General features: G+C 41.9%; 22 protein-coding genes. 5 read left to right on the forward strand and 17 right to left on the reverse strand.

The features are described 5' to 3' along the window. Positions 1–68 precede the first annotated feature (68 nt). Both NST07_RS27575 and NST07_RS27580 read right to left on the reverse strand, forming a co-directional pair. A complete protein-coding gene (locus tag NST07_RS27575) occupies positions 69–965 on the reverse strand; it encodes a carbohydrate ABC transporter permease (RefSeq protein ID WP_038595743.1) in 897 nt (298 codons plus the stop codon). 28 nt (positions 966–993) lie between these two features. Then, positions 994–1,938 carry an ABC transporter permease subunit gene (locus tag NST07_RS27580; RefSeq protein WP_341097770.1) on the reverse strand — a complete coding sequence of 315 codons (945 nt, stop codon included), beginning with the start codon at positions 1,936–1,938 and terminating at the stop codon, positions 994–996. Positions 1,939–2,361: 423 nt separating this feature from the next. On the opposite strand from NST07_RS27580, the gene NST07_RS27585 reads away from it, so the two are divergent. The 4 genes from NST07_RS27585 to hpt all read left to right on the forward strand — a co-directional run bounded on the left by NST07_RS27585 (position 2,362) and on the right by hpt (position 9,700). Continuing rightward, positions 2,362–5,685: a cellobiose phosphorylase gene (locus tag NST07_RS27585; RefSeq protein ID WP_342480546.1), complete on the forward strand. Its 3,324-nt coding sequence runs from the start codon at positions 2,362–2,364 to the stop codon at positions 5,683–5,685. A 33-nt stretch (positions 5,686–5,718) separates the two neighbouring features. Continuing rightward, positions 5,719–7,878: a beta-glucosidase BglX gene (gene bglX / locus NST07_RS27590; protein WP_342480547.1), complete on the forward strand. Its 2,160-nt coding sequence runs from the start codon at positions 5,719–5,721 to the stop codon at positions 7,876–7,878. 26 nt (positions 7,879–7,904) lie between these two features. Continuing rightward, positions 7,905–8,867 carry a metallophosphoesterase family protein gene (locus NST07_RS27595; RefSeq protein ID WP_341095785.1) on the forward strand — a complete coding sequence of 321 codons (963 nt, stop codon included), beginning with the start codon at positions 7,905–7,907 and terminating at the stop codon, positions 8,865–8,867. Between the two features lie 305 nt (positions 8,868–9,172). Beyond that, the gene (gene hpt / locus NST07_RS27600) at positions 9,173–9,700 is read left to right on the forward strand and encodes a hypoxanthine phosphoribosyltransferase (protein WP_038595755.1); all 528 of its coding nucleotides are present in this window, start codon (positions 9,173–9,175) and stop codon (positions 9,698–9,700) included. Positions 9,701–9,766: 66 nt separating this feature from the next. On the opposite strand, the gene NST07_RS27605 is transcribed toward hpt, so the two are convergent. The 6 genes from NST07_RS27605 to NST07_RS27630 form a co-directional block, all read right to left on the reverse strand. Continuing rightward, a complete protein-coding gene (locus tag NST07_RS27605; protein ID WP_342480548.1) occupies positions 9,767–11,023 on the reverse strand; it encodes an ABC transporter permease subunit in 1,257 nt (418 codons plus the stop codon). After that, positions 11,020–11,910, reverse strand: a complete 891-nt coding sequence (locus tag NST07_RS27610) for an ABC transporter ATP-binding protein (RefSeq protein WP_342480549.1) — start codon at positions 11,908–11,910, stop codon at positions 11,020–11,022. The genes NST07_RS27605 and NST07_RS27610 overlap by 4 nt, the downstream gene beginning before the upstream one ends. 138 nt (positions 11,911–12,048) lie before the next feature. After that, positions 12,049–13,257, reverse strand: coding sequence for an ATP-binding protein (locus NST07_RS27615; protein WP_342480550.1), 1,209 nt, complete (start codon positions 13,255–13,257; stop codon positions 12,049–12,051). Next, a complete protein-coding gene (gene vanR / locus NST07_RS27620) occupies positions 13,190–13,885 on the reverse strand; it encodes a VanR-ABDEGLN family response regulator transcription factor (protein ID WP_342480551.1) in 696 nt (231 codons plus the stop codon). The genes NST07_RS27615 and vanR overlap by 68 nt, the downstream gene beginning before the upstream one ends. Before the next feature lie 171 nt (positions 13,886–14,056). Beyond that, the gene (locus NST07_RS27625; protein WP_342480552.1) at positions 14,057–15,100 is read right to left on the reverse strand and encodes an acyltransferase; all 1,044 of its coding nucleotides are present in this window, start codon (positions 15,098–15,100) and stop codon (positions 14,057–14,059) included. Continuing rightward, entirely contained in the window at positions 15,087–16,196 is a 1,110-nt protein-coding gene (locus NST07_RS27630; protein ID WP_342480553.1) for a hypothetical protein, read from the reverse strand. The genes NST07_RS27625 and NST07_RS27630 overlap by 14 nt, the downstream gene beginning before the upstream one ends. Before the next feature lie 114 nt (positions 16,197–16,310). Between NST07_RS27630 and NST07_RS27635 the strand changes: the two genes are divergently transcribed. Further along, positions 16,311–16,484 carry a hypothetical protein gene (locus tag NST07_RS27635; protein WP_342480554.1) on the forward strand — a complete coding sequence of 58 codons (174 nt, stop codon included), beginning with the start codon at positions 16,311–16,313 and terminating at the stop codon, positions 16,482–16,484. A 669-nt stretch (positions 16,485–17,153) separates the two neighbouring features. Here the strand turns inward: NST07_RS27635 and galE are convergent. From galE to NST07_RS27680, 9 genes are all read right to left on the reverse strand, one after another. Then, positions 17,154–18,161, reverse strand: a complete 1,008-nt coding sequence (gene galE / locus NST07_RS27640) for a UDP-glucose 4-epimerase GalE (RefSeq protein WP_342480555.1) — start codon at positions 18,159–18,161, stop codon at positions 17,154–17,156. A 5-nt stretch (positions 18,162–18,166) separates the two neighbouring features. Continuing rightward, positions 18,167–19,690 (reverse strand): murein biosynthesis integral membrane protein MurJ, encoded by a 1,524-nt coding sequence (murJ, locus tag NST07_RS27645; RefSeq protein ID WP_342480556.1) that lies wholly within the window; start codon positions 19,688–19,690, stop codon positions 18,167–18,169. A 59-nt stretch (positions 19,691–19,749) separates the two neighbouring features. Next, complete coding sequence (locus NST07_RS27650) at positions 19,750–20,286, reverse strand: CatB-related O-acetyltransferase (RefSeq protein WP_342480557.1); 537 nt, start codon at positions 20,284–20,286, stop codon at positions 19,750–19,752. Between the two features lie 136 nt (positions 20,287–20,422). Beyond that, positions 20,423–21,142, reverse strand: coding sequence for a glycosyltransferase (locus NST07_RS27655; protein WP_342480558.1), 720 nt, complete (start codon positions 21,140–21,142; stop codon positions 20,423–20,425). A 121-nt stretch (positions 21,143–21,263) separates the two neighbouring features. After that, a protein-coding gene (locus NST07_RS27660) for an IS5 family transposase (RefSeq protein ID WP_342480559.1) occupies positions 21,264–22,042 on the reverse strand; the annotation gives its coding sequence in 2 pieces (ribosomal slippage) (positions 21,264–21,715 and positions 21,715–22,042; 780 coding nt in all). A 102-nt stretch (positions 22,043–22,144) separates the two neighbouring features. Further along, on the reverse strand, positions 22,145–22,969 hold the full coding sequence (locus NST07_RS27665) for a glycosyltransferase family 2 protein (RefSeq protein ID WP_342480560.1): 825 nt from the start codon (positions 22,967–22,969) through the stop codon (positions 22,145–22,147). Further along, on the reverse strand, positions 22,932–24,095 hold the full coding sequence (locus tag NST07_RS27670) for an O-antigen polymerase (protein WP_342480561.1): 1,164 nt from the start codon (positions 24,093–24,095) through the stop codon (positions 22,932–22,934). Before NST07_RS27670 ends, NST07_RS27665 begins: the two co-directional genes overlap by 38 nt. 224 nt (positions 24,096–24,319) lie before the next feature. Then, positions 24,320–25,450, reverse strand: coding sequence for a glycosyltransferase family 4 protein (locus tag NST07_RS27675; protein WP_342480562.1), 1,131 nt, complete (start codon positions 25,448–25,450; stop codon positions 24,320–24,322). Between the two features lie 60 nt (positions 25,451–25,510). After that, the gene (locus NST07_RS27680) at positions 25,511–26,617 is read right to left on the reverse strand and encodes a DegT/DnrJ/EryC1/StrS family aminotransferase (protein WP_342480563.1); all 1,107 of its coding nucleotides are present in this window, start codon (positions 26,615–26,617) and stop codon (positions 25,511–25,513) included. Positions 26,618–26,648: the final 31 nt, after the last annotated feature.

Below are 26,648 nucleotides of genomic sequence, written 5' to 3' on the forward strand. Positions count from 1 at the left end.
CTCCCTTTTCTTGTCTGTTTATGAATTCTTCATCTATAATAAACGCCTCTCTTAAGAGATCACGTCCATTAACCCTTTACTGCCCCGACGGTAAGCCCTGTTACAAAATAACGCTGCACAAACGGGTAGAGGAGAATAATTGGCCCTGTGGCGAGAACAGCTGTAGCCATCTTGATAGATTGCGTAGGAAGATCGGCTGAATTAATCACTGCCCCCGAGTTAATCATAGTCCCAAGGTTGGTCTGATTAACCATCCGCTGCAAAAAGTATTGCAACGGGTATTTAGTTGGGCTGTCCATATACAACATCCCGTTGTACCACTCATTCCAAAAGCCCAGCGCCGAGAACAGTCCAATGGTGGCCAAGGACGGAACCGCTAAGGGAATAAAAATCCGCCAGTAGATGCGGAAATCGCCGGCACCGTCAATGGTAGCGGATTCATATAAGGAATCCGGAATCGCCTTCATGAAATTGCGCATCAGGAAGATCGACCAGGCGCCGACCACAGCCGGCAGGATCATAGCGAACAAGTTATCCTTCATATGAAGATGCTTGACCATCAGGATATACGTTGGAATCAAGCCGCCGCTAAAGAGCGTCGTAAAGTAAATTAGGAAGGAGAAGAAATTGCGGTACTTGAAATCCTTGCGGTTGAGCACAAAGCCGGCCATCGACATCATAAACAGTCCCAGCACCGTACCCACTACAGTGATAAAAATAGTTACCTGATAAGCATTGATGAGATTTGTAGAGTTGTTAAGCAGCAACTCATATGACTTGAAGGAAAATTCTTTGGGCAGCAGCTTGTAGCCTTCGCGGACAATTTCCTGCTCGTTCATAAATGAGGAAGTGATCATCAGCGCAAAAGGAAATAAACAAATCAGCGCAAAGATTGTGATGCACAAATAGCTGATGGCTTTAATGAAGATACTGCCGACATCTTGTTTGACTGCTTTCTTTTCCATTATCATCACCCCTGTTTCTTTCTGAGTCTTAGAATAATGCGCTGTCAGGCTCGACCTTGCGCACAATAAAGTTCACCACAAGCACCAGAAGCAGCCCGAACAAGGATTGGTAGAAGCCAACAGCGGCTCCCATGGAGAAGTTGAATTGCCCCACCAATGAGCGGAAGACATAAGTATCAATGATATCCGTCTGCGGATACAGTACGGAATTCGTCCCGATCAGATTATAGAACAGGTCAAAGGAGCCTTTGAGAATCCCGCCCATTCCGAACAGCAGAAGCAGAATAAAGGTTGGCTTCAGAATCGGCAAGGTCATGTAGCGGATCCGTTGCCAGGTAGTAGCGCCGTCCATATAAGCAGCCTCATACAAATCATGGTTGATCCCTGTTATGGCCGCCAGATAGATAATCATGCCGTATCCGGTACTGGCCCAGATTTTGAAGGCGACAATAATGTATTTCCAAATGCCTGCATCGGAGTAGAACTCGTGGCGGTCCAGCCCGGCTCCGGCCAACATCGTATTGATAAAACCGGAGTTAAAATTGAATAGGTTGTAGGCAAATACCCCTACGATAACCATTGAAATAAAGTTCGGGAGGAGAATCACCGACTGGGAGATCTTCTTGAACCATTTGCCCGTTATCTCCGACAGCATAATGGCAAACACAATTTGAATGATATTCCCCAAGACAAGGAAAGCCACATTGTACAGCAGGGTATTCTTGGTGATATTCCAGAGATCACCATTTTGGACTAGGAATTCGAAGTTCTTCAGGCCGATAAAATGGCTTCCGAAGATCCCCTTGTTAAGTTTGTAATCCACAAATGCGACATAAGCTCCGGGCATTACCGCATAGTGGAAGATCAGGAAATACAGAAGCACGGGCAGCAGCATAAGGAAAAGAACTTTGTTCTTCAGCAATTCCCGGCCGATATTTCCACCAGTTCGCATAATTCTAGCCAATAGACCCACCTCCAATTTGAACGATGCATTCACACCAATGGAATAAATTAACTCGACTACCAATCACGATAAAAGCTATGTTTTAAAGGCATAGAAACGTTTCCATCATTTTTTTGGAACTCCCCTTGCGAAGAGCATACTCTTAAAATGTATGCGCTGTCAATTGAATTTTTTTTCGAATTTCAAGTACATTAATTATATATACAGTCCCAAATGTTTCGAAACAATAATTATTTCAAAGATGATTGACATTTTTTAGCCACGAGACTAATATCGAGGTATACCTAACATGGAAACGTTTCTATTATCTTTTTTGGTGAAAATGCATGCCCTTGATGACATTTGATTTGAACTCCCCTATCCGTTCAATTTCATGTCCTATCCATGTAGTGGAAAGCGAGGGTTCTTATGATTTTCAGACCACAATCCAACATGATTACCTTTACACTCGATGAATCCAAGTACACGTTCTTGCCAACAGGCGACATCTTTGAATTCTCCAACGGGCCATTCCTCATCAATCAGTTCCAGGGCAATTCTATGGATGGTTCGGCCAATAATATTTATCTTCGCGTGCATACAGCACAAGGCATTGAAAGCTATCCCTTGCTGGGAATCCGCTCCCGCTCCAAACTATTGTACAATCACGAAAGACTTATTTACCAAGGCCGGATAGAGGCTATTGATTACCGTGTTACCTTCTCCCCTGCTGCTGATGGCATTTGGTTCTGGCATATCCAGCTCTCCGGAAACGGGGAAACGGTTGATGTCATTTATGGACAGGATCTCGGTGTCGCTGAAAAAGGCGGCGTGCTGTCCAATGAGCTGTATATGAGCCAGTACCTGGATCACAGCATTTGGGAGGGGCCTAACGGTTACGCTGTATGCTCGCGCCAAAACCAGCCTCAGGGCACAGCTTTCCCCTATCTGCAGCAAGGTGTGCTTCAGACCAAAGCCGTCGGCTATTCAACAGATGGCACGCAGTTTTTTGGCTTATCTTTTAAAGCCCTGGATATTCCTCAAGTACTGGAAAGCGGCCTTCCGAACCAAAATGTTCAATATGAGCTGGCCTATACCGGTCTGCAAACAGAGCAAATGAAGCTGGCTGGAACCGTTGATTTTGCCTTCTACGGCCTGTTCCTCCAAACTCATCCCGCCGCTGTAACGTCTCTTGAGTTTGGGTCCCGGCTGCAGGAAGCTTATGCCTTCATAGACTGGAACCTGAGCGACACTGTACAAGAGGGAGACACAGTCACGCTCAGTGCTGAAATCGGGGGACCTTATGTCTCTCCGCAGTGGTCACAAGCCGAGATTGATGCCGCGTTCCCTGAGCGAAAGCTCGAGGAATACGAGGATGGTAAACTGTTGTCCTTCTTTACTAATGACCACGTCCATGTTGTGCTGCAGCCCAAGGAACTGCTCGTTGAACGCCCGCACGGACATATCATTACCACCCTGATGGATGACACACAGGTCAACAACAACCTGATTACGTCCACCAATTACATGTACGGTATTTTCAACGGTCAGACGGTGGCGGGCAATACTTCTTTCCATAAGCTCCTCTCCACGCCGCGCGGCCTGCTCAATATTCTCAAGAACACAGGACAGCGCATTTATATCCGCCAGGATGGCGTCTACCGGATTCTTACCCTGCCGGCCGTTTATGAAATGGGTGTGAATTTTGCCAAATGGCATTACAAGCTGGAGGATGATACGTTAACGATCACCACCTTTGCTGCCGCCAATCAACCGGATATTGTGCTTCAGGTACAGTCAAAGCTCGGAAAATCCTACGATTACCTGATTACTAATCAGCTGGTTATGGGCGAGCATGAATTCCAGCATCCGGTGAGAGTCAGCGCTGCAGACGGAATTATCCGCGTTCAACCAGATGAGAACACTTGGCGGAACCATCCTTATCCCGGCCTGCATTATGACATTCAATTACCTGATACCGCTTTCAATTTAAGTGACGACCGGATATTCTATGAAGACGGCAAGCCGCGCAACGGTACACTGCTTACCCTTTCCGTAGAGCAGTCCTCAAGCTTCCAGCTAGTCATGCAAGGAAGGCTTGAGGACAAGGGAAGTTTGCCGCTGGCTCCTTACAGCTTTGAAGATGAAGTAACATTGTACAGAGAATTCTACGAAGCTTTCAGTTCCCGCTTCTGCTTGCAGATCGAGGGTGCCGAACAGGTAAAGATTGATAAATTGAACGAAACCGCATGGTGGTATACGCATAATGCAATGGTCCATTTTATTGTGCCGCACGGACTTGAACAGCCAGGCGGAGCCGCATGGGGCACGCGGGATGTATGTCAGGGGCCGATGGAATATTTCCTGATGACCCAGCATTATGAATTGGCCAGAAATGTTCTTTTGGAGATTTTTGCCCACCAGCTGTGGGAAAGCCGGGAGTGGCCGCAATGGTTTATGTTCGACCAGCACCCTGTCCAGTCCCCTGAATGGCATGGCGATGTCGTGCTTTGGCCGCTTAAATGCATTGCCGACTATGTAATGGCTACCGGGGACAGCTCTATTTTCCAAGAAGAAGTAGTCTATCACTATCTGGCAGATGCCCTGCCTACCCGGGAATCGGAATCCGTACTTGAGCATGTCAAGGCAGCTGTGCACACAATCAGCAAGCGCTTCCTGCCTGGAACCGCCCTCATCTCCTATGCCGGCGGTGACTGGGATGATACCCTGCAGCCTGCCGATGAAGCGCTGAAGACCAAGCTGGTCAGCGCCTGGACCGTTGCCTTGGCATTCCAGGTCATCCGGAATCTGTCGCAGGTCACGGCATTCGACCCTGAGTTCTCAAGGTCGCTTGCTGAAATGGCAGAACAGATGAAGGCCTCTTTCCAGACGTTGCTCATTAAAGATGAGGTTATTGCCGGCTTCGCTTACTTCAAAGACGCCGAAACCATCGAATACATGCTGCATCCGCTGGACCAAAATACCGGAATACAGTATCGCCTGCTGCCGATGACACGCAGCATCATTGCCGAACTGGTGGACCCTGCACAAGCGGATATGAATTTGCGCCTGATTGATGAGCATCTCAAATGTCCGGATGGCGTACGCCTAATGGACCGCCCGGCCCGCTATGAAGGCGGTGTAAGCACCATTTTCCGGCGTGCCGAGCAGGCCGCCAATGTCGGCCGTGAAATCAGCCTGCAATATGTGCATGCCCATATTCGTTATCTAGAGGCGGCCGCTAAGCTGGGAGATGCTGAGCGTGCCTGGGAAGGGCTGTTCCAAATCAATCCGATCAATATCCGCGAGAGCGTGCCTAATGCGAAAATCCGCCAGAGCAATATGTATTTCAGCAGTTCGGACGGAGATTTCCCGGACCGCTACAGCTATCACAAGAATTTCGATCAGCTGCGCACCGGCAGCGTCCCAGTGAAAGGCGGCTGGCGGCTATATTCCAGCGGACCCGGCATTTACCTGAATCAGCTCATCTCCGGCATTCTGGGAATCCGCTTCACGGCAGACAGCCTGATTATTGATCCGGTTCTTCCGGCCAGTCTGGACGGTCTGCGCTTCACTTATCAATGTTTCGGCCGCACCTTACAATTTGTTTATCATATCGGATCGGGTTCCACCCGCACACCGGAACTGCGTTCGGAGGGCAATGCCGTTGCCGGCCAAATCCTGGCCAATCCGTATCGCCCGGGTGCGCTAAGCATTCCTGCAAGCACTGTGCTTACGCTACCTGACGAAGAACTGCAAATCTATTTATCCCAATAAATTTCAATGCGTTCGATGAAGAAGGAGTCTGCCATGACTAAACCGTTTATCCAAGAGCTTGTGAATGAAATGACACTGGACGAAAAACTGGCCCAATTAACCCAGCTTGGTCCTTATTATTGGGGCCTGGACGATACCGTTGATTTGACAGGTCCGTTCAAGGAGCTCAAAATTAAGCCACATGCCATTGAGAATATCGGAAGCGTTCTGAACGGCGTTGGAGCCCGGAATGCCATCGAAATGCAGACCCGCCATATGCAAAAAAGCCGCCAGAAGATTCCGCTGCTCTTTATGGCAGATGTCATCCACGGCTACCGGACCATACTGCCCATTCCTCTGGCGCTGGGCTGCAGCTTCGATCTGGAAGCCTGTGAACGCTTTGCCGAGCTTGCTGCCAAAGAAAGCGCAGCTGCCGGGATTCATGTCACTTTCTCTCCGATGACCGATCTCGTCCGCGATCCGCGCTGGGGCCGTGTCATGGAAACATCCGGTGAGGACCCTTATCTGAATGCCCGCGTCACCGAAAGCATGGTGCGCGGCTATCAGGGCAAAGACCTGAAGGAAAAAGGACGCATAGCCGCCTGTGTCAAGCATTTCGCCGGCTATGGTGCGCCTGAAGGCGGCCGGGAATACAATACGGTCGATATGTCCTCCGGTGTATTGCGTGAATTCTATCTGCCTGCCTACAAGGCCGCGGTCGATGCCGGTGTAGCCATGGTAATGGCCGCATTCAATACAGTAGACCGTATTCCGGCAACCGGAAATGAACAGCTTCTGCGCGGGATTCTGCGGGAGGAATGGGGGTTCAATGGTGTTACCATCGCTGACTTCAATTCCGTCAATGAGCTGATCCCCCACGGGGCTGCAGTGGATGGCCGCGAAGCCGCAGAGAAAAGTCTGGCTGCCGGTCTTGATATCGAGATGATGTCCACCCACTATCTCCATCATGCCGCAGATCTGATTGAACAAGGCCGGCTTGATGCCGCTTTGATCGACGAAGCGGTTATCCGGGTACTGGAGCTTAAGGACGCACTGGGCTTGTTTGAAAATCCGTTTAAGGATGCGGATCCGCAAGTGGATGAGGCAGCCGAGCCTAATGCGGAGCATCTGCAGACCGCGCGCGAGCTTGGCGCAAGTTCGGTTGTGCTGCTAAAAAATGAGAATGAAGCTTTGCCGCTCAAGCGGGGGATGAAAATCGGCCTGGCCGGTCCTTTCGCCACTTCCATAGATGTGCTGGGCGGCTGGGCCGGAACGGAAAAGGACCCGGCGGTCTCGCTCTACACAGGAATTTCCCGGAAAACCTCAGCCGGGGATATCCTTACAGCAATGACCGGCGAGCTGGGGAGTATGCTGGAGGGTATATTTGATGTAGAGGACGGGATAGAAGAAGCGTTTCAGCGCTTGAAGGATTGCGATGTGATCCTTGCTGCAGTGGGCGAGAACCAGCAGGATACCGGAGAAGGCGGCAGCAAAACCAACCTGCGCCTGTCGCCTAATCAGGAGAAGCTGATCTGGCGCCTGAAGGACACTGGCAAAAAGATAGTGACCATTGTATTCAGCGGCCGGCCACTGGAGCTGAAGCCTGTGCTGGATGCCAGCGATGCTTTGCTCCAGGCCTGGTTCCTCGGCTCGGAGTCAGGGAACTCACTGGCAGATGTACTATTCGGGGACTACAATCCATCCGGACGTTTATCCATGAGCTTCCCCTATACTGTGGGCCAGATTCCGGTTTATTACAATGCCTATTCAACGGGACGTCCCTATGATCCCATGTATCCGCAAGTACGTTATGTAACCCGGTACTTAGACTGCCCCAACGACCCGCTCTTCTGCTTCGGCTATGGCCTGAGCTATTCTGATTTTGCTTACAGCAACTTCAAGGTTGAAGCCGCTGACAAGCTTGTAGCCTCTATTGAGGTAGAGAATACCTCGGACATCGACGGCAAAGAAACCGTTCAGCTTTATATTCACGATGTCAGCGCAAGCGTTGTGCGTCCGGTTAAAGAGCTTAAGGGTTTCCGGCAGCTTTCATTGACAGCGCATGAGAAACAGTTGGTTTCCTTCGAAATCACAAGAGACATGTTGATGTTCTATGGCAGGGACGATAAGCTTATCTTCGAGCCTGGTGAATTTGATATTATGATCGGCCGAAACTCAGGAGATCATTTCACCCGGCGTATCCATATCGACTGATTTTGGCCAGAGAGGGGAATTTTCAAATGAAACGCCATTTATCATTCCAGAATGATGGAACCTTTAAAATTGTGCAATTTACCGATCTACATTGGATGGATGGAAGAGCCGAGGATCAGCTTACCCGTAAACTCATGGAGCGTATTATAGAAGCGGAGCAGCCTGATCTTATCGTTTTTACGGGGGATTTAATTTACACGGGTCCCGTTCCAGCGGAAGAAAAGGAATGTGAGAATCCTCAGGAAGCTTTCCGGGAGGCTGTCGCCGCTGTTGAACAAACCGGCATCCCCTGGGCCTTTGTATTTGGCAACCATGATACAGAAACCCGCATTTCCCGTGATGAACTGATGCAGGTAGCCTTGGAGCATCCTCACACGCTGGCTGAGGCCGGACCTGCGGAGCTTGCCGGTACAGGCAATTATACACTTGAAATTGAGGGGCCTAATGGCAGCTCCGCTGCAGTTCTTTATTTTCTGGACTCCGGCAGCTACTCCGAGCTTGAGCAGGTACCAGGCTATAATTGGATCCAGCGGAATCAGCTTAACTGGCTGACAGCTGAATCGGCACGGCTGAACCCGCAAGCACAAGAGGATAAGCTGCCTGCACTCGCATTCTTTCATATCCCGATTCCCGAGTACCAGGAGGTATGGTCTACCCGGCTCTGCCATGGACACCGATTCGAACGCGTCTGTTCTGCTCCTGTTAATTCCGGATTATTTGCGACTTTGCTGGAAATGGGCGATGTGCTGGGCACCTTTTGCGGACATGACCATATCAACGACTTTGTCGGCAGCCTGCATGGCATACGCCTCTGTTACGGGCGGGCCTCAGGCTACAATACTTATGGAAAAGAAGGCTTTAAGCGGGGTGCCCGCGTGATAAAACTAACCCTGGGCGACAAGAATTTTGATACCTGGCTCCGTCTTGAAGACGGCTCTACCGTACTGGAGCAGCCGGTTCATGAGCCGGATAACGTAACCGTACACTAATCTTCCAAGCTCTTAGAACGAGACTTCCCGCGTAATGGCGGCAGTCTCGTTCTTTTTTAGGCGCCGGGAATGTCGTGGACTTCATCAAAGAATATTGGGGAGCTCCGCGCAGCTGCGGCGCTTCAACCATTCCCCAGCTGCGCACCATGCCAAAATCACCCTCGTCTCCTCCACAACTATTTACGAAGGGGGGGCACATGATGTTATGCTAAAGGAAAAAGACAGAACATCCTGATCATTAGCAGCCTGTGAACATAGAAAGGTTACTGCTGCGGGATCATTCTGATTCATAAGGAGCCCACACAATGACGTCATTACAAAAGGTTCTGGTCACCAAAACAGAGCTGCAGCAAAGAGTCCAGGAGCTTGGAGCAGACATCTCACGGGATTACGAAGGCAAGGAGCTGGTGCTCATCGGCATCCTCAAGGGAGCAGCCGTATTTATGGCTGACCTGATGCGCGAGATCACCCTCCCCATCGGCATGGATTACATGTCCGTATCCAGCTATGGCGCCAGCTCCACCTCAAGCGGCGTCATCACCGTCAAAAAAGACATCGACACCGACATCCGCGGCAAACATGTCCTCCTCGTCGAGGACATGATCGACACCGGCCTGACCCTGCAGCATCTCAAGCAGCTCTTTGCTCTCCGTGAGGCCGCTAGTGTCCGCATCTGCACCATCCTCAGCAAGCCCTCCCGCCGCCTTGCCGACATCCCCATCGACTACTGCGGCATCGAAATCCCCGACGAATTCGTCGTCGGCTACGGATTGGACTATGCCGAACAATTCCGGAACCTGCCGGAGGTTTGGATTGTGCAGACGGGCGAATAGGGGCAGCAAAAGGAGCCGAAACTTGTTAAGTGCCGGCTCTTTTTGCTGTAATGAATTCATAAGGCTTTATTGGACCTGGTGACGCTTAAAGGCGCGGCCGACAAAGGGAATGCATACAGCGCTTATAACAACATAAACAATAATCCTCATAGTGATAATATCTACGGTCAAGCCGGGAAATGGATAAGAAAAATACGAAGTGTACTCCGCAGGAAATACCGGCTGTACAGCCATGTACGGAAACAGCATAAGAATATGATTCAGTATACCATTTGTCCCGCTAAGCCCCAAAAAGACAGGGAGTAATATGACCAGCACATCTACAACAAGCACTGCAAAAGCTGTTTTCAGCTTTGCGGACAAAAGAAGTGTTACGGCGGCCATCCCCATCGAAACCAATAATAAGATCAAAATACACACCATAGCCGCTTCCAACAAGGATAGATTATAAGGAATGGTAACATTTAAAATCTGTAATGGAAGATCCCAGCCCTCAAATCCAAACGCGTATAGTTGAATACCTACTGCCAGCAGAACATTTATTAGAAACACAAGCAGTGCAAAAAGAAAAGCCGCTGAAATTTTCGCCTTTATTAATTTCGATTTCCCGTATCGGGTAGATAGAATAACGCTGTCAGCTCCCGATTGATATTCTCCTGCAAATACTGGAGCAATACAAATGCAAATTGCAATAATAGAAACAATCAGCAATTCAAAACACTGGAACAAACTTCTCCATCCAGCGTGGTAACCATATTCATAAGGCGTTTCAATCTGGCTGTTTTTAGTGTTCCAGAATTGCTTTTCCTGATTCGAATATTTCCAGTCAGAATAGTCAATATCTAAGTAACTCTTCACTTTGTCCGCGCGCGCCTGATAAAATCCCGCTGTATTCTCCAAGCGCATATCTCTAAGAACCGTTAGTCCGTTATCAGTAACCTGAGGCTTCAAAAAAGCTTCATCAATCATTTTCAAGTAAGAGTAATGCGGTAATACATAACGGGCATAATTCTCATCCGTTAAGTTAACCTTATCCCCGTCTTTCAACACATTCTTAGGATTGGTGAACAATGTCTGATACTCTTTAATATCTTGTGCAACCCGTTCTTCCGTAAGTGTTCCTTCAAGCTTTTTGGCATACTCTTTCTCAAGCTGAATTGCAGCAGCACCATTCACCTGCCTGCCATCACGCTCCAGTGAAATATAATTCTGAACAGGCATGATAAAGAACAGCAGCGTTAAGAACAAGCTGACCAGAACGACCACTATATTCATTCTCTTTTTGGCGATTTTCAACAACTCATATTTGAATAAACTATTCATCGGCTCCCCCTATATTCGGCAATATCGTTCCGGAAATGGTACAAGTACAAATCTTCAAGCGTAGGCACCTCATTTATTGCACCGTCCATCGGGATATCATCATTAAGTACACGAAGGATGACCGTATCATTATCACCGTGGTGCAGATTTGCCACGCACAATGAATTGCTTATTGTAACGGCATACTCCTTCGTAACCACACATCTCCACACCTTACCTTCCATTTCGTTCGCAATGTTGCCGGCTGGACTATTGATGATCAGCTTACCGTCTTTGATCATTAGAACGGAGTCGGAGATATATTCTATATCAGATACAATATGAGTAGAAAGAATGACTATCTTGTCTTTGGAAAAGTTCGCAATTAGATTGCGGAAATGCACACGCTCTTTCGGGTCAAGTCCGGCAGTAGGTTCATCCAGCACCAAAATTTGAGGGTCATTCAAAACAGCTTGTGCAATTCCCAGTCTTTGCTTCATCCCCCCGGAAAACGTCCGGATTTTTCTGGTTGAGACTTCGGACAAACCCACTAGCCCCAAAAGCTCCCTTGTGCGAATAGTGGCCTTCTGAGGTGAAATCCCCTTCAATGCAGCGACATAGAGCATAAATTGCTCTGCTGTGAAATCCGGATAATATCCAAAATCCTGCGGAAGATACCCTAGAAGATTACGGTAATCCTCCCCCAATTCCCCTGCACTTTTACCATCCAAAAGAACATCGCCCGAGGTAGGATTCAGCAATCCGCAGACCATCCTCATAAGTGTAGTTTTCCCTGCCCCGTTCGCTCCCAGCAGGCCATACACTCCTGGTTTCATCTTAATCGTCATTTGATCGACCGCTGTTTTGCGTCCATATTGTTTGGTAAGTCTGTCCAGCATTAATTCCATATCCCAACCTCCCTTACTCAATTAGAAACGTCTCATGCCCTTTCCATTACAGACAAAAGTCTGCTTACCCGGTATTTATTGTACCGTCAGCAAGCAGACTGAACTTTAATAACTAAACGTTATTTTATTAAGAAAATTCTAAGAATGCATTAAGTGACCTCCATGTGAAGTGAGCGGGATTTTTACGCTAAATACAGTTTTCCCATTTTCACTCTGCATCCCGATCTGCCCTTCATGCCCCATTATTATTTCTTTGGCAATGGCCAGACCCAAGCCCGCACCTCCCGTATTCGTTGAACGGGCATCATCCAACCGGTAGAACTTATCAAAGATACTGTTTTGCTTATCAGGCGGTATGGTTTGCCCGGTGTTCGTAAAGGTAATGTTGGCCATACCCTCATGGGCTTTTGCCGCCACCTCAATCGTGCTGTTATCGTCACTGTATGCAACGGCATTCTTCAAAATGTTATTAAAAACCCGCGCCAGCTTATCTGCATCACCATAAACGGTTATCGTATCTTCGGCGTCAATAACCATCTTTTTCCCGGCAGTCGTGAGCGAGGGATAAAATTCATCCGGCATTTGTATCAGCATATAAGAGATGTCAACATTCTGTTTGTTAAGCTGGAGCGTTTGCTGGTTATACCTTTCGACTTCAAAAAAATCATGGATAAGGCGCTCCAAATGATACGCCTTATCCAAAGTGATTTTCATATATTTCTCTTGTTGCTCCTTCGGCATATCAGAAGCTTCGTTAAGTAAACTCAAATATCCAATGACGGAAGTAAGCGGCGTTTTTATATCATGAGCCAGATACATGACCAAATCTCTTTTGTTCTGCTCTGCCACCTGTACCTCCAGTTCACGTTTTTTGAGGGTTTGCTTCACAAAAATCAGTTTCTGCTCCATTGAGGACATCTCCGGTGATAGCGTAATATCTGCTTCATCCTTAATTAGGGCATCCATTCCTGCATTAACTTCATTAAAATATTTTGTAAACCAGGATAAAGAGAAATAGAAAAAAATAAGAAAAAAGGCCGATATCGCTATCAGCATTATGATTTCCCAATGGTCGCGGAAAGTACTTTCGTAAATCGAAAGGGCATTGCTATATTCGTAACCAAAAACATGTTGTAATAACAGAACGCCCCCCTCACCCAGCCGTCCTCGAACCAGTAAATATAGAATCTCTACTGCGGTGATAGCAAGAATTATCAAAATAAGCATCCGAACGAATACTTTCATCCTTAACTTTGCATAGTTCATCTGAATATGGGTTTTACTTTTCAATTTTATACCCCACCCCCCATATCGTTCGGATCCATTTCGGATTATCCACCGAATCATTCATTTTCTCGCGCAAATGCCTGATATGAACAGTGATGGTATTATTATTCTTATTGTAATATTCATCGCCCCAAATCACGCGAAATAATTGTTCCGAGCTGATGACTTTGCCTTTATTCTCACAAAGGACCCGTAAGATTGAAAATTCTGTAGGGGTAAGAGATAACCGTTCTTCGTTCAGCCAGCACTCATGGGTGTTCACATCCATAACCAGGCCGGAATAGGCTATGACCGTTTCATCAGGCACTGGCATGGACTTGTATTTCTTATATCTGCGCAATTGCGCCTTTACCCGCGCGACCATCTCTAGCGGACGAAACGGTTTGGTAATATAATCGTCTGCCCCCATCGTAAGACCAGTAATCTGGTCTGTTTCTTCATCCTTAGCCGTAAGCATTATTATAGGAAAATTGTGATTTTCCCGAATGCTCTGGCAGATGGTAAAACCGTTAATATCCGGGAGCATAACATCCAGAATTGCTAAATCCACATGTTCATTCTCAATATACTTGAGGGCATCCTGCCCATTATAAAATTTATGAACATTGAAATTTTCATTTCTTAAGTAGATTTCGATCAGATCAGTGATGGCCTGCTCATCATCCACCACCAGAATATTTTCAGCCACTATGTGATCCCTTCCTTTACTGCATGAAATATACTTATTGTACCAGAAAACGGAAAGAGCTTATGTTGTTTTTTTCTTGTTTAATTCTTAAGATAATCCTAAGGTTAGCTGAATTCCCCACATAAAGAAGGCTGTCGAAACTTTCTCGACAGCCTTAAATTTTAAACGCAATCACGAAGTAGTTACTGGTATTGTACCGGACTTCACTCTGGCGCTGAACCCGGCAACTGCTTTTTTCAATAGTAAGGCCAATCCCAACGTAATGAGAATACAAATCGCATTCAGAACAAGGTCGTTCACCTGCAGGTTCAGGTTTCGCCGGAGATCCGTAAACATCTTGAGCATTCTTTCATGAAGCAGATAAATCTCCAGGCTATGCGTGCCGCTGACGCTGAATGAGAGGAAGGGATAACGGGTCCATTTACGCTCTGCCATCCAGTGCAGTACTCCCGCCGCCAAGATGCATAAAGGCAGTGTAATCAGAATAAAAGGATACCACCACAGTCCATAACTCCATACATAGTCCTGCAGATATTTCTGGCTAACTACCAGCAGCAATATACCTGAGACAAACACTGCAAGATGCATGATCAGACTCAGCCGCGAGATTGCCCGTTTTTGATCGATAAGGTATCCAACAAACACGCCTACACAGAATATCGGAATTCTTATCGTGAAAATCAGCAAATAGGAGAGCGAAGTTCCAGATAGAACTACGCTGAGCAGTATTCCAAGAAGGCTGGCCACAGCAACGGTAATCACCTTATTCCGCTCCCTGAAAAAATACATAAACAGCGGCGTAAGAAAATACAACACCAATAGTGCAGGGACGTACCAGTCAAACCGGCTGTCCAGCCCGAGCCAAAAGCTAAGCGTCGTCAGATTCAGAAGGACCTCTGTAAAGGACATCTCACCGATCCCCCAATACAGAAGACAAAATAACAGCACCACCGGAAGATACGTTGGCAGAATCCGCTGCAGCCGTCTTTTGTAAAAGGTAGCCATGCTGACATTGCCGCGATAGGCATAATATAACCCCAAACCCGAAACCAGCAGGAAGATATCGACTCCACCGTACCCATAGGCTTGCAAGGTGCCGAGAACCGGCACGGAGGATGCATTAATCGTCGAATGATACAGCACCACCCACAGTATCGCCAGTCCCATGAGTTGGGTGCGGTACGTGCTAATCAGCTTATAATTAAGCTTTGTCATGGATAACCTCCTGAAGCGCCGGCAGCTGGCGGGAAGAGGGGCTCGCAGGCATTAGACTGGAAAGTTTCTTGTAATTCAGCGAAAAGAGAATGCCAAGCGAAGCTTCCGCAAGAATGATTAAATCCCGATTAGAAATCACCAGCGGAATCGCAACCACACTAATGACGATAAGAACCCAAACCGCCGGATACCCCATATACGGCTCGATGAAGCGGCCCAGCCACAGCAGGACTCTCATCGCCATATAAGTGCAGACCAGTGCCAGACACCATATCCACACAATATACAGGCGGCCCAGCCCAAGCCGGTCAAAGGCCAAGATCAAGATCAGATGGGTAAATAGAAATAGAAATGAATGCTTACCGAAATAGAGCATCAGATTACTGGGAGCATAGCTTTTTTTCCTTCTGAAGAGATAAAAGACCCCGAACAATACAAATAAAGACAGCAGAAGATAGTTCACAGACATATTGTATTTGATAAAATCTGCTTCACGCACTCCTCCGTAGCTGGATATCACGAGCAGTGCCCCGGCTACAAGTGCTCCAATAAGGTTCACCCGGTTGCTGCACCGATAAGCGAAGATCCCGGCTACAAACGCAAACATCCATGGGAAATAGGTAAACCCAACAGTTTCTGTGAACAGTATGGATTTTAACGGGAAGTCCGGTAATAGACTGCCAATGAAAAAATGCACTAAAAAAACAAGCAACGCCAAAAGGAGATATAAATAGAGTGGAGGTTTCAAATATTTCTCTATGAGGTATACACTCAGCACTCCGAGTGCAATGATCTGGGGAACATCCATTACCGAAAACGCCTGAACCTCCGGTTTCCACATGAGATTATAGGAGAAACCGATGACAGCGAACAACACGTAGAAGCTAAGCAGCGACCTGAAGCTTTTCCTTCGAACCTGCAAGGTGGTCGTCACCCCCGAGACAGCAAAGAAAAGTACAGGGGCCAAACCGGCAATAATCTGAAACACCCGCTCATTGCCATTAAAATAAAGCGGAATATGGGCCACAATCATCAAAATACAGCTAATCCCCTTAATAGCATCCAATGAATAGTCATATTCCTTCATTCCCCTCACTTTCCTCCCCCTTTATTTGACTTTCTTATAGAGTGCTTTCTTATAGAGTATAAGACGGAATTCATAACTTTCCATCACTCTAAAGTGTAAGATTGGGTTGGGGGGGGGGGTAATGTGAAAGATGAAATAAAAAGATGTCTGAATCCTACCATTTATTATGTTATTGAAATCCCCGTAAAATTCTTAGTCGGCTATAGTCTCGATTATAAGGAACAGTTTGGAAAGTTAAAGAAGTTTTGGTGGATGATTGCTAAGGAGCTCACCTTTAAAGGGCCCCCCTTGAAATGATACGGGACCGGGGAATTTGGAGGAGATTTTTGTAGGGCCAATAAAGGACAGTTATTTCAAAGATACACAGAGGAGTTTAAAATAGAGGTCATTCAAAAATATCAGATTGGAGCTATAAAATAATCATAGAGAAGCCGGAAATTTGGCACTGTACTCAGCTAAAAGTAAGGGAAGGGAATATCGAAAGGCAGGACTCAACAAGCTCTATAAAAGAACGTCCCGTACGGCGGCTAAGAGACGTCTCGGAAGCCGCGCTCCATTCGGAGCAGGGTTTCCAATAAACTCTCAGGTATACAACACGATTAGGGGCATTCCGCGTTAAAGGGCGGCCACTCGCAAATCAACCTGCCTAGATAACGCGTGCATCGAATCCTTTTTTAGCATCTCGAAACAGAGAAGTTTTACCTTCGCCAGTAAGTCATAAGCTGAGATTCATCAAGCAGTATAGGAGTATATCCTACTTTTATAACTATTAGCGGTTTCAGGCAAAACTCAAACAGCGCACACCGATTGAGTATCGACACGCGCTGACTGCATAGCTTTTTTCATCTATCTACTTGACAGGGGTGGCCTTTATTCGATTTCTACAGAATCTTTTCTCTACGTACCCAAGTGGGAAAAATCGCTTTGATTCTGGACAATAGCCACTCCCACCATGCCACGAAGTTTCTATTCATAACCTAATGGATTTAACATCTGCCATTTCCAAGAGTCCCTACACATATCCTCCAATCCCTTCTCAAACTCCCACCCTAAATCTCTACGGGCTTTTGAAGAATCCGCATAACAAACCGATACATCTCCTGGTCTTCTGTTGCAAATTGTATATGGTATATCAATACCAGTAGACTTAGTGAATTTATGTACTACATCTAAAACACTGTAACCCTTACCTGTACCTAAGTTATAAACTTCAATTTGATTTTCATTTAAAGTCTTATTAAGAGCCTTTAGATGGCCTTTAGCAAGATCTACAACATGAATGTAATCCCTGATACCTGTACCGTCATGAGTATTATAATCACTACCAAAAATACTCAATTCCCTCCTCTTGCCTACTGCAACTTGTGTTATATAGGGCATTAAATTATTAGGAGTACCTACAGCATCTTCTCCGATTAATCCACTTTCATGAGCTCCTACCGGATTAAAATATCTAAGAAGGGTAATTCCCCATGAGTTATCAGACATGTATATATCCCTTAATATTTGTTCAATCATTAGTTTCGTATTACCATAAGGATTTGTGGCCCCTAGTTCCGAATCTTCAGTTAGTGAATAATCGCTCATTTTATAAACAGTGGCGGATGAGCTAAATACCAATTTCTTCACATTATACTTATCCATTACTTCACAAAGAACCAATGTTCCAACAATATTATTATTATAATACATTAGCGGTTTGGCAACTGATTCCCCTACAGCTTTAAGACCAGCAAAATGTATGACTGCTTCAATAGAATTTGTTTTAAAAACTTCTTCTAAAGCTTCCTTGCAAAGAATATCAACTTCGTAAAATTTAAAATCTTTTTTCGTTATCTCCTTTATTCGTTGCAATACTTCTATTTTACTATTGCTTAAATTATCAACAATTACAACATCGTATCCTTCATCGAGCAATTCGACAATAGTGTGGCTACCAATATAGCCAGTTCCGCCTGTTACCAATATTGCCATATACCTCACACCTTTCGCACACGAGATTTCAATTTCCAATCGTTAACCACATTCAAAACAATTTCTATTTTCATTATATATATTAAAATTGAATAGATTGCAACTCCAGATAAGATAGATATGACTAAGGATATGTTCGAACTAAACTTCGACGATAAACAAAAAAATAGTAGTTGTGCTCCAAGTGCCATTATCATAGATGAAATAAAGGTCTTAAAAAAATTCACAAACATTACCCTTAAACCAAAATCACCAATTTTTTTAGTCAAACTAATAAACAGCAAAGCTGTAGTAAATATTGCTGAGATGCTGGTTGCTAAAGCTAATCCACCAATACCCAGAAATTTTGACAGTATAATATTTAAAATAATATTTAAACCTAATCCAATAGCTGCATTTATCATAGGTGTTTTAGTATCTTGCATTGAGTAAAAGACTCTAGATAATACTTCTCTCAATCCGAATCCAATCATTCCTATAGAGAAAAATACTAATGCTTCTGAAGTCATGTCAATTGCCATTTTATCAAAAGCTCCCCTGCCAAATAAAATAGTAATTATTTGTTTAGAAAAAATCAATGCTCCCATAGTAATAGGAACTATTATTATTATTATTATATTTATAGTCTCTGCTGCTGACTTTTTTAATTCTTTAAAATTTTTCTCAGCTGCTAATTTTGAAATCTTAGGATATAGCATAGTTACCACTGACATTACAAAGATAGTGTTAATGGATATATTAATTTTATTTGCATAGTTAAGTGCAGAAATTCCGCCTGAAACCAAGTTTGATGCTATCATCTGATCTACTAAAGAATTTATCTGATTAACAGAAACACCTAGTATAACAGGCAAGGATAAATTTATCATTTTTTTTAAATATTCATCGTCTTTTTTTAGAATGAATTTATATTGGTATCCTTGTTTTGTTGCAAAAAAAAGTAAACATACGAACTGAATTGCAACTGAAGCAACACTACCTACAGACAGAAGCATAATATTGACTTCGTGTCCTAAAATTATAAAAAGTATTCCTACTATATTAAACGGTAATCCCATTGTAGCTGTAATAATAAACTTATTCTTCATTTGCAAATAGCCAGTTAATATGTATATCAACCCAGTAAAGTATATACCAAATATACTTATTTTAGTAAACTCAACCGCTAGTCTTAATGTTTCCCCTTTAAAACCAGAGGCAAATAACTTCACACTTTCTTCAGCAAATGCAATGCCTATTACTACAATAATACTACATGCTATTAACAAAAAATTTATCGTATTGTTCATAAATCTATCTGCTGCAATTTGATTTTTTTCATTCAATGCACTACTGTATACAGGAATAAATATAGTACTGAGTCCCACACCTATAAAAGTAAAGATAATACCTGGTATAGTTAGAGATATTAAATAGGCATCACTCACACCTGTGGTTCCATAAAAATATGATAGTGCAATATCTCGCAAAAATCCTAGTATGTTTGAAAGCACCGTTAGTATTATTAAGGCCAATGCAGTTTTTCTCATGTTATACCTACCTAAAATTAAGTCAATATTTATACCAATATACGTACTTTATTTGATATTTAAATATGTGAGTACCACTCTTCCCCACTAAGAAAAGAATCTTTATATTCTTTTAACATTTTTATATCCATATCCCACCATTTAAGATCAGTTAAAATATCAATTTGGTTTTGATCAAATCTCCGTTTTATAAATCTACTTGGTGCTCCTGCAACTACACTAAATGGTGCAACATCTTTGGTAACAACAGACCCTGCTCCTACGATAGACCCATCACCTATTTCCACACCTTGCATGATGACCACATTGCTTCCAATCCAACAGTCATTTCCAATTACTGTTTTCGCTTGGAATTCTTCATAAAAACTCGGCACACCAAAGATATTATTATTTCCATAGGTAAATGGAGAGGAGCTAATATAATTAGTTGGGTGTATCTGAACACCTATTTGACAATTACATCCAATAGAACTGAATTTTCCAATTTCAACATATCCTAAAACCGTATTAGAGTTAATATAACTGTAATCAGAAATTTTACAATTTTTATGAATAACAGCATTGTTCATGACAATAACTGACTTTCCTAAATCCACATTTTTCGCTATTCTGAAAGAATGAATTTCACATTTCCGGAATTTCATTTTCAGTTTAGTCAATAGAATATATTCTTTCAGGAAGTCTGGAATGAGGATACTACTATACATTTTCTCTATCACCTTCTTATATAATTCACTTTTTCAATAGTACTTTTTTAATTTTTTCGTACATTGTTGCTCCAACAATACCTCGCAGCTTTAATTTTATTTTTTCTTTTGTTGGTAACCAAGATCCTGCGAAATGATGAATTGCATAAGTGTTTTCTGTTATACATAATTTATTGGTTATATAGTCTTTAGCACAAAAGTATTCAATTGGATAAATCGCCACTCCATTAGCAATTACTTGGAAATAATTCCCTTCTTTAAATCCCATTTTTTTAGATATGTTAGTTATTGTAAATACATTCGCAATCATATCGTAGCTTCCATCATTCTTAATGAACTTCTTGTCTTTATACACTAGTAAATTTTCTCTTATCCAATGGTTACCTGGCTTAGCTGCAATTAAACCTGTTGGAAAATCATTAACAGTTTGAAACCCAGTAAATGCCTCATGTTCCAAAAATTCCTCTAATGGCTTAATAATTTCAACGTCTGTATCCATATATATACCGCCTTCATTAAATAAGGCATATAGTCTCACATAGTCCGTAACAAAGGCATACTTTCTAGCAGTATAAGCCTCTTTTACATATATATTAGAGTTAATATCAAAATTATCTTCATTCCACATTTTAATTTCATAATCAGGCAGTATTTTTTTCCAACTTTCAATACATTTTTTAGCTAACTCCGGCATTTCCCCTCTTCCAAACCAACAATAATGAAGCACTTTTGGAATTCTATCCATTTTAATCAATAACACCTCTACAATTCCCTTTATAATTTAGATATTAAACCCTTTAGTAAAACGCGCGATATAAAATAAATACTCTTAATGTCCAAATATTTAGATCGTGTCTGAAAACTCTTCATTGAGTCAATTTGAAAATGGCAGCTACGTATACAAAAGCCAGGAATGACTTGGCCAACTTGTCGTAACGAGTAGCCACACGGCGAAAGTGTTTGATTTTATTGAAAAAAAAGCACTCCACTAAGTGGCGTTCTTTGTACCGATACCAATCGACTTTCCATGGGTTTTGACTATTCGTTTTAGGCGGGATGGTGTAGGATGCCTGCTTAGCTGTAATCCAATTCCGAATCGCTTCTGAGTCATAAGCTTTGTCGCCAAGAATATGACTTCCTGTAATATCAAGCTTCTGAAGTAAATTGATCGCTGGAACGGAATCGTAGACTTGACCACCCGTCAGAAGAAAAGCGAGGGGGTTTCCTAATCCATCGACGACGGTATGAAGTTTGGTTGTCTTTCCACCACGACTGACGCCGATGTGCTGATTCACTTCGTGTCCTGGGGCGTTTTTTTAGCACCGGCACTATGTTGATGGGCTTTGACCGATGTAGAATCAATGCTCAAGTTTTCAAAGTCAGGTTCGACCTGAAGAGTTTGGAAGATCGCGACAAGCAGTTTGGTATCTCGCCACTTGCAGAAGCGACTGTAGACCGTTTTCCATGAACCATAGCGTTCCTCCGGTAGATCGCGCCAGGCAGCACCACTTCGAGCGATCCATAGAAAAGCGTTAAACATGGTTCTTTCACTTAATTTTGACGGACGTCCTGTTTTGTAGGGTGGAAACATGCCCTTAATTTGTTCCCACTGTTCATCGCTTATTTCGTACCGTCTTTGAATCATGCTTGACGCTCCACTCGTTTTCTCAAATCTTACCATGTTATTTAGTTTTCAGACACATCCTAGTTTAAAAAAAGCACGTTAAATATTAGCAAATTAAGCCCCTTAACTATTTTCCATTATTTTTAAGTTTTTAATAGATCTATTAATATGATATTTTCTCAACAATTTTTTAGGCAAGAACATTATTATTAGGGGTTTTAAAGCCATCACTCTTTTTATATAAGGTATATTTAATCTCTTGCACGCTTCCAGTCTAGCTTTGGCCTCTGTAAATCTAAACTTTCTTTTTTTTCGGTTATATGAATTACGGTCTTCTCGAAAATAAATAAGTGGTTTTTGTATATTTCGAAGTATATAGTCTTTTTCAAACAACTTTATCCAAAGATCATAATCTTCCAGCCTTTGTCTAGTTAAGCTATTATCAGAATATCCACCAACATCAGTTAAAACAGATCTTTTTATAATAACTGTAGGATGAATAAATGGAGCTTTTTGCACCATACAGTGTTTATCCTGAATCTCTTTAGGCTGTCTTAACCCCCATACTCCAGATTCATCAAATATAAATGCTCCAGACCCACAAGCATCACATTTATATTGGTTCATATATGCAACTTGCTTTTCAATCCTATCAATTATCATTATGTCATCAGCATCATGCCTCATTATGTAATCACCTGTTGCGCAATCAAGGCAATCATTTAGAGACTTGGCTAGTCCATTATTCTTTTCATGTACTAATAGTCTAACTCTATTTTCTTTATTAGAATATTCATTTGCTATTCTAATAGTACTATCAATAGAACCATCATCACACATAATCAATTCCCAATTATCGTATGATTGGTTAATAATTGAATCTATTGTTTCTGCCAATGTTTCTTCACAATTATAAATCCCCATGATTATCGAAACTTTTTTCAACACTAGGATAACTCCCTTTTCTAATGTCTCTTTTATTAAGTACAATTAATGTTATTACAACAGGTAGATAAATAACAATAATATTATAAAAAGTATAACCAGCTAACAACAAAGCAATAAAAGGTATACAGGAAGTTAAATATTCATACTTTTCAAGTAGATAATCCATTTCCCTCAATATATATCCAGTTAGTATACTGAAAATCACTCCACCTACATAACCACCATTAATAAACCCTTCACTAAGCCCACTTAAGGTGATACCCCAGTTAATATTTGAAAGAGAAGCTACTCCCCATTCGTAAAATATGTTATTCCCCATAAAATATACAAACCATGTTTCTGTGGAATAACCCTTAAATTCAATTAAACTTCTCGGAATAAAAGTAAGAATTGTATATATATATCCTGAGTATGGTTCATTCATTATATCGTTTGAAATAAACCGAGAATTACCCACACTCATCCAATAAGTCCAATTTCTATCCAAGTCCCCAGTAACTACTCCTTTTATAGCATCACCAATTTTCAATCCTAAATTGTTTGTAGTTACTTTGAAGAAAATTGCATAGATCGATGATAACACTATAAGCCCAATAAAACTAAATAAGAGAATAGAAATTTTTCTTTTTTTATAGAAATAATAAATTAGAGGTAGAAGTATTATTAATATAATATCCGTTCGTTGTCCTCTAAAGAATGCTACGACAAGTGCCATCAAAGAAAATAATACCGAGCTACATTTGATACTAAGTTTTCTTTCACCATTAATTAATCTAATCCAGTAATAGGTTGAAACACCTAACGGAAACATAAGAATAATTGCAAATGGGCCAAGCGTGGATAGTTGACCTCTCAAGATCATGTTATTAGTAATATTTGATAATCCGATTTCCAAGATGTTTGTTACTGCAAAATAGAACGAGAAAAAAGTAAATAAATAGATTATACAAATAACACATTTATTAAACATATTATTATAACTCACTACATTATTCTTCTTTTTCCCAAAATCAAATTTATAAACTACAAAAATAATAAAATTTGATAATACCATAATCATAAATCCCAACAAAATCACATTTTTAGATTGATTAAACTTAAAGTCTAAACCAAATAATTTAATCATTGTATAAGGTATTAAAACAAATATAACTTGCCCTAATATATACCAGTGAAAATTATTCAAGATTTTTTTTGACTTAATAAGTCTATAAAAGTAAATAAAAAATAAAATAAGACAACATATATATATATATAGGATAATTCATACCCCCAGTAATACGATGTAAATTTTTAAATATTGTATATTAATAACTATTAACATAATAGTGTTATTTCCTGCTACTTAAACTAGTTTTCAATTAATGACTTATATATAGATTTCATTTCTAATATCACATTGTTTAAAGAGTACTTTTGTATGTCATTTAAATTATTCTTGGAAAATTCCTTTATAAGTTTATCAGACTCCATTATTTTAACAATAGCCTCTACAAATCCATTAGTATCATCCATGCCTACGATAAATCCATTTCTATTAGTTGTTACAAGATCGCGTTGCCCTCTACAGTCAGTAACAATAAGTGGTAGTCCAGTTGCCATGGCTTCCATAATATTTACTGGTAAGCCTTCTCTTTTAGATGAAGCCACAGCTATATCCGATATTTTTAACAACTGAGAAATATCATTTCTATACCCTAATAGTTTTATATTTCCACACAATCCCAATCCCCTGATTTTTTCCTCGTATTTTTCCTTCAATGGACCTTCACCAGCGAGTAGCAGAATAATATCTGGATACTTCTCCTTTAATGAATACATTGTGTTAATAAGAAGTTCTTGGTTTTTGTTATCATTTAATTCCGCTGCATAAAATAATATAAAATCATTTTTTTTATATTCATATTTTTCACGCAAATTCAACTTTTCTTCAGGATTAGCATAAGAATATTTTCCCAAATCAAGCCCAACACCTCGCGTTTTAAATACAAAATCCCGTCTTCTCAATCTCAACTTCTGCACAACAGAATAATCCTCTTCATTAATTGCAATTATTCCATCTGTCCACTTACTGGCTAAACGTTCAATAGAATAATAAATTATCCAATTCTTAATTGGAGCTCCTTTATAAAAATGAAATCCATGTGCCGTATACAATATTTTCACGTTTTTTTTCTTTCTGCACGCAAGTCTAGTTAGAAAGGAAGCAATTGGAGTATGCGAATGAATAATTTCATAATTCCCTTCAAAAACTATATTCCCTATTTTCCTCATTGCAATAAAATTATCCTTTTTTACTGGAGATCGATGAAAAGGAATACTATGAACTTTACAGCCCAGTTCTATTAATTCTGAATTGATATTCTTTTTTATATTACATGCAATATCCACTTCATGACCTTGTTCAATCAGCATCTTAATATGAGGCACTAAAAAAGCATTGATTGTATCAGATATTGTAGTCACATACAATATTTTCATATATTTACCCCTTACATTTTTTAGACAAATAAATAGAAACTCCGGTTATTTTAGTTCAAACTATAGAGAATGGATTATTTCATGAATAGTTTTAACAATTAAGGTTTGCTGTGACTCATTCATTGACGATCCTGAAGGTAAACATAAACCGTATCTAAATAAATGATCTCCTATTGCTTCCACCTCTCCATGACAAAAAAATAGATTATCACTGAAAAGCTTTTGCTTGTGCATTGGTTTCCATAAAGGGCGTGATTCAATATTTTTTGTTTCTAAACCTTTAATGATATCTTCAGGAGTATACCCTATTCCTTCATCAATAGTGAATACCGATAACCAATAGTTTGGCACACCAAATTCATTAATAGGCATAGAAAGTAGTGGTAAAGTGCTTAATTTAAGCTTATACTGTTCAAAAATATATCTTCTGTTATCAATGAATTTATCTAAGGTTTGTAACTGAGCTCTACCGATTCCAGCACAAATATTCGACATACGATAATTATATCCTACTTCTTTATGTTCATAATGCCTTGCTGCTTCTCTAGATTGTGTTGACCAGAAGCGCATTTTATTTATCGCCGATTCATCGTTCGAGACAACCATTCCTCCACCAGAGGTAGTGATAATCTTGTTTCCATTAAAGGAAAAAATGCTAATATCACCGAATGTACCACACTTTTTGCCTTTATAGGTTGCTCCCAGTGCCTCCGCAGCATCTTCAATTACTGGAACGCCATATTTTTTGCATATAGGCAGAAGTTGATCATAGTCAGCACTTTGTCCATAAAGATCAACAATAATAACGGCTTTTGGCATTTTATTCTCACTTTTAGCCCATTCAAAAGCTTTCTCCAGAGCAATTGGAGACATATTCCAAGTATTCGGCTCCGAATCAATAAACACTGGGTTTGCATATTGATACATGATGGGATTGCAACTACCTGCAAAAGTTAAATCCGAACAAAACACATAATCTCCTGGTCCAACTCCATAATATTTCAACGCCAAATGAATCCCTGCTGTTCCGGAAGACAAAGCTAATGCATGATTTACTCCAACGTATTCACAAATTTCTTCTTCAAATTTGTCTACATTCGTCCCTAACGGAGCAATCCAGTTAGTATCGAATGCTTCTTGTATGTACTTCATTTCATTACCACTCATGTGAGGGGGCGATAAATAAATCCGTTCTTGC

The sequence above is a fragment of the Paenibacillus sp. FSL L8-0340 genome (genome assembly GCF_038593145.1).
In the GTDB taxonomy this organism is placed as follows: Bacteria; Bacillota; Bacilli; order Paenibacillales; family Paenibacillaceae; genus Paenibacillus_AQ.

What these genes read in the sequence shown, in the direction of transcription:
- bglX (WP_342480547.1), top strand. Translation starts at nt 5,719, where the DNA reads ATGACTAAACCGTTTATCCAAGAGCTTGTGAATGAAATGACACTGGAC.
- NST07_RS27595 (WP_341095785.1), top strand. Translation starts at nt 7,905, where the DNA reads ATGAAACGCCATTTATCATTCCAGAATGATGGAACCTTTAAAATTGTG.
- galE (WP_342480555.1), bottom strand. Translation starts at nt 18,161, where the DNA reads ATGGCAATATTGGTAACAGGCGGAACTGGCTATATTGGTAGCCACACT.
- NST07_RS27575 (WP_038595743.1), bottom strand. Translation starts at nt 965, where the DNA reads ATGGAAAAGAAAGCAGTCAAACAAGATGTCGGCAGTATCTTCATTAAA.
- murJ (WP_342480556.1), bottom strand. Translation starts at nt 19,690, where the DNA reads ATGAGAAAAACTGCATTGGCCTTAATAATACTAACGGTGCTTTCAAAC.
- NST07_RS27605 (WP_342480548.1), bottom strand. Translation starts at nt 11,023, where the DNA reads ATGAATAGTTTATTCAAATATGAGTTGTTGAAAATCGCCAAAAAGAGA.
- NST07_RS27655 (WP_342480558.1), bottom strand. Translation starts at nt 21,142, where the DNA reads ATGGATAGAATTCCAAAAGTGCTTCATTATTGTTGGTTTGGAAGAGGG.
- NST07_RS27680 (WP_342480563.1), bottom strand. Translation starts at nt 26,617, where the DNA reads ATGAGTGGTAATGAAATGAAGTACATACAAGAAGCATTCGATACTAAC.
- hpt (WP_038595755.1), top strand. Translation starts at nt 9,173, where the DNA reads ATGACGTCATTACAAAAGGTTCTGGTCACCAAAACAGAGCTGCAGCAA.
- NST07_RS27585 (WP_342480546.1), top strand. Translation starts at nt 2,362, where the DNA reads ATGATTACCTTTACACTCGATGAATCCAAGTACACGTTCTTGCCAACA.
- NST07_RS27610 (WP_342480549.1), bottom strand. Translation starts at nt 11,910, where the DNA reads ATGGAATTAATGCTGGACAGACTTACCAAACAATATGGACGCAAAACA.
- NST07_RS27675 (WP_342480562.1), bottom strand. Translation starts at nt 25,450, where the DNA reads ATGAAAATATTGTATGTGACTACAATATCTGATACAATCAATGCTTTT.
- NST07_RS27670 (WP_342480561.1), bottom strand. Translation starts at nt 24,095, where the DNA reads ATGATTAAATTATTTGGTTTAGACTTTAAGTTTAATCAATCTAAAAAT.
- NST07_RS27625 (WP_342480552.1), bottom strand. Translation starts at nt 15,100, where the DNA reads ATGACAAAGCTTAATTATAAGCTGATTAGCACGTACCGCACCCAACTC.
- NST07_RS27615 (WP_342480550.1), bottom strand. Translation starts at nt 13,257, where the DNA reads ATGATTCGGTGGATAATCCGAAATGGATCCGAACGATATGGGGGGTGG.